Source organism: Faecousia intestinalis, assembly GCF_040096185.1.
Classification (GTDB): domain Bacteria; phylum Bacillota; class Clostridia; order Oscillospirales; family Oscillospiraceae; genus JAZOXB01.
On the sequence record NZ_JBBMFF010000245.1, the window covers coordinates 1 to 4193 of the forward strand.

Annotated in this window: 2 protein-coding genes; both read left to right on the plus strand. The window is 61.5% G+C overall.

Annotated elements, in window-relative coordinates; genetic code table 11:
* On the plus strand, nt 1-249 hold a 249-nt coding region (locus WMO66_RS11380; RefSeq protein WP_349136539.1), incomplete at its 5' end, for an S-layer homology domain-containing protein.
* 76 nt (nt 250-325) lie between these two features.
* Nucleotides 326-4120, plus strand: coding sequence for an S-layer homology domain-containing protein (locus tag WMO66_RS11385; protein ID WP_349136540.1), 3795 nt, complete (start codon nt 326-328; stop codon nt 4118-4120).
* Nucleotides 4121-4193 lie beyond the last annotated feature (73 nt).

Below are 4193 nucleotides of genomic sequence, written 5' to 3' on the forward strand. Positions count from 1 at the left end.
CGTCAGGAAATGGCCACGATGCTCTACCGCTACTGGAAGCTGCGGGGCGGCAAGTATACCGCGAAGGACGATGTCCTTGCGGGCTATCAGGACCGCGGTGAGGTCGCCGATTGGGCGCTGGAGGCCATGAGCTGGACGGTGCAGTCCGGCATCATCGTCGGCATGACGCCCACGACGCTGAACCCGGCCGGCAGCGCTACCCGCGCGCAGGTCGCTCTGGTGCTCGTCAACTACCTGAAGATGAACTGATCCCGAGACCGCAGGCTCCCGCCGTCTTCCGGCGGCGGGAGCGCCCCCGAACGATTCTGAAAGGAAGGAAATCTGCATGAAAAAGCGGATGTTATCCCTGCTTCTGGCGGTCGCGCTCGTGCTTGGGCTTTGCCCGGGCGTCTTTGCGGCGGGAAGCAGCTATGCCGATGTGCTCGACACCCATTGGGCGCATCCCTATATCGAAGACGTCACGGAAAAGGGCATCATGAACGGCGTGGACGATAAGAACTTCGCGCCGGAGGATGCCATGACGCGCGCCATGTTCGTCACGGTCCTTGCCCGCCTGAGCGGCGACACGCTCACGGAGCAGACCAGCTTCTCCGATGTCCCTGCCGGTCAGTGGTATTCCGCTGCCGTGAGCTGGGCGGCGGAAAACGGCATCGTGCTCGGCTATCCGGACGGCACGTTTGCCCCGGACAAGGCCGTTTCCCGTGAGGACGCCATGACTCTGCTGGTCCGCTTTGCGGGCTGGAAGGCGCTCGCGCTCCCCGAGGGCGGCGAGCTGACCTATGCGGATGCCGCGAGCATCCAGGACTATGCGAAGGAGGCCGTCGCCGTGGCGACTGCGGCCGGAATTCTGGCCGGTTACCCGGACGGCACGTTCCTGCCGCAGAAGTCCATCACGCGCGCCGAGGCAGCCAAGATCCTCAGCACGCTCATGAAGGTCACGGATTATACGCCGGTCGAGCCGACGGAGCCCTCTGAGGAGCCGACGGAGGAACCCACCGAAGAGCCGACCGAGGAGCCGACGGAAGAGCCCACGCAGGAGCCCACCGAGCCGTCCGAGCCGACGGAGCCGGGCAAGACCGTGACCGTTACGTTCCGCGGCGAGAACGGCTATGCCAAGTACCACGGCCAGAAGGTCACGAGCATCGAGGTCAACACGAACGAGCCCTATGTGGAGTTCGGCCTCTACGGCGTGGCGGAAAACGGCTTTGAGCTCGACACCGCCTCCGCCTCCGCGGGCACGCTCGTCCGCGCGGAGAACGTGTTCATCCTCTCGGACTTTGATGAGGATGTTACGGTCGACTTCACGACCCGCTACCGCACGATGCAGGTCAATTTCGTCATCAGCCCGAACGCCAACGCCATGTACGTCGACACACCCGTGAGCGTGACGTGGGGCCAGCCCGTCCCCGTGCCGGAGACCCGCCGCGTCGGCTCCCATGTGTCGAACTGGTACACGGACGCCGCCTACACGCAGGTCTATGACTTCTCCACGCCGGTCACGACGAACCTGACGCTCTACGGCAAGTGGGAGACCAATGTCTATACCGTGACCTATATCGTCGACGGCGAGGTCTACTATTCCACGCAGGTCGATCATGGCAAGTATGTCACGAACCCGAAGAACCCGACGAAGAACAACTACGTCTTCAACGGCTGGTATACGGACGAGGCCTGCACGCAGCTCTTCGACCGTAATCAGAGCATCAAGACTGATGTGACGGTCTATGCTGCCTGGGCCGAGGCAAAGCTCAACTATGTCTACCTCGACGGCAAAAACGGCGACGACAGCAAATCCGGCATGACGGCGGCAGAGGGTGTTAAGACCTTTGCCCGCGCCAAGGAGCTGCTGGCGGATTCGGCCTACAAGGTCATTTACATTACGAGCATGGTCACCGTCGGCGATACGCAGGTCTGGGATCTGAGCGAGTATCCGGATGCGGTGGTCACGCGTGCCGAGGGCTACAAGAGCAGCTACATGTTCTGGGTGAACGCCACCGGTAACCTGACGCTCCAGAATATCTGCATTGACGGCGGCGCGCAGCGCTGGGCTGCCGAGGACGGCACGCCGTTCTCCAGCTATATCGTCGGCAACTGCACGTCCGGCAAGCTGACGCTGAATGCGGGCACCGAGATCTGCAATACCGTTACGACCAGCAGCAATATTCTCTATCTGCATAACGCCGACTTCACCATGAACGACGGCGCGAGCATCCATGACAACACCTGCAAGACGGCGACGATCGGCCTTTCGACCACGAAAGGCGGCAGCAGCATCGTCCTGAACGGCGGCGAAATTCACCACAATACCGTGACCGATGCCGCGAAGGCAAACGTCAGCGTCTTGAGCGTCCCGGCCGGTGCCATCAGCTTGTCCGGAAGCTCCACGAAGGGCTTTACGACGTTCACGATGAACGGCGGTAAGATCTACGCCAACAATGCCGCTGCCGAGGGCAGCCTGAAGGGCGTGGGCGCGATCCTTGTCGGTCAGTATGTCAATGCCGAATTCAAGGGTGGCGAGATCACCGGCAATGTCGGCGCTACCGCAGGAGCCATCCTGCTGCAGGGCGGCGCGGCAACGAAGCCCAGCAGCTGCACGCTGGAAAACGGCAGGATTTTCGGCAATACCGCCACGGCGGGCGCGGAGTACCAGATCTACGCCCACGGCAGCCTGATCCTTGCGAACCAGAGCGTGGTGGAAAGCGAAATTCTGCTGATGAACAGCACGGCCCGTCTGCCGGTTCTCGTGACCTCCGCTCTGAAGCAGCCGCTGCGGCTGAAGCTCGAAGCGCAGGTTTACATGAACAAGATCGTTGGCGGCAGCGGCTATACGCTGACCGAGGCCGATCTGGCGAACATTGAGCTGACAGAGCCGCTGGATTCCCATTACAAGCTGTCGGTCGACACGGAAACGAACACGGTTTTCCTGAATGCTTCCCGTGTGGTCGGCACGATCGTCTATCTCGCGGCCACCGGCAGCGATGCGAACGACGGCAAGACGGCCGAGACCGCCGTTCTGACGTTCGCGCGCGCGAAGGAGCTGCTTATCGAGCGGCAGTCCGCCACGGGGGACAACATCATCAGTATCCCGTCGGCTTCGGCGGGCTCTTCCCCCAAGTGCCTTGTGGTACGCAGCGACGAGACGTGGTCCCTGAAGGGCATTCCGAATGCCTATGTCATGCTGGAGAACGACACGAATACCTCTGGCAATCTTGTCGAGGTCCTGAACTGCACACTGACGCTTGAGGACATCACGTTCGACGGCAACCGCTATTATCAGCTCAAGGGCAAGTACGCTACGGCAATCCGCGGTGACTGGAGCGACGGCCAGAAGGCGCAGATCGTCGTTAAGTCCGGCACCGTGTTCCGCGATTTCGACGATGATGCCATCTATGCCTATGGCTCGATCGTTACCATCGAGGACGGCGCAGTCTTTGAGAACATCAGGAAGGGCTCCGCCGTCTTTGCAACAGGCTCGGTGCAGAAAACGGACGACAAGTCTTCCGAGGTCATCGTCAACGGCGGTACGTTCTGCAACAACCTCTATTCCTGCCTCAGCATCCTCGGCCAGAGCAAGCTCACGGTGAACGGCGGTACGTTTGAGAACAACGTCGTCAGCAATACCAAGGGCGGCGCCGCCATTCTCGGCGATTCGGCCGGTGCGGAGATTACAGTGAACGGCGGTATCTACCGCAACAATGCGCTGACGGCGGAGACCGGCACAATGAGCATCGGCACCGTTCTGCTGGCCACGAACGGCTGCAAGGTCACCGTCACGGGCGGCGAGTTCTACGGAAACACCTGCGTTTCGGACGAGAACGGCAACGGCTTTGCCTGCAGCGGCACGAACGCGGCGGACATCACGCTGAAGCTGAAGGCCGGAACGAACATGACCAATGCTCCGTTCTTCTGGAATACGCCGAGCAAGACGGCCTGCCTGAACATCGCCTCGGCCCTGCCCGGCGCGATGAAGATCGCCTTCCGCAGTGCGCCTGCGGCCGGTACGGTCGTGGCTGCCGGAGCGGACTACACGCTCACGGAGAATGACCTGAGCAACCTGATCAGCCTGAACGAGGGCGTGCGCTTCGCGCTCGTCAACGGCCAGATCGTCACGGCAGAATAAGCAATATCCCCAACGGCCCCGCTGCACCCGCAGCGGGGCCTCAGCTTGTCAAAAAAGTCCCTTTGGACTTTTT

What these genes read in the sequence shown, in the direction of transcription:
- WMO66_RS11385 (WP_349136540.1), top strand. Translation starts at nt 326, where the DNA reads ATGAAAAAGCGGATGTTATCCCTGCTTCTGGCGGTCGCGCTCGTGCTT.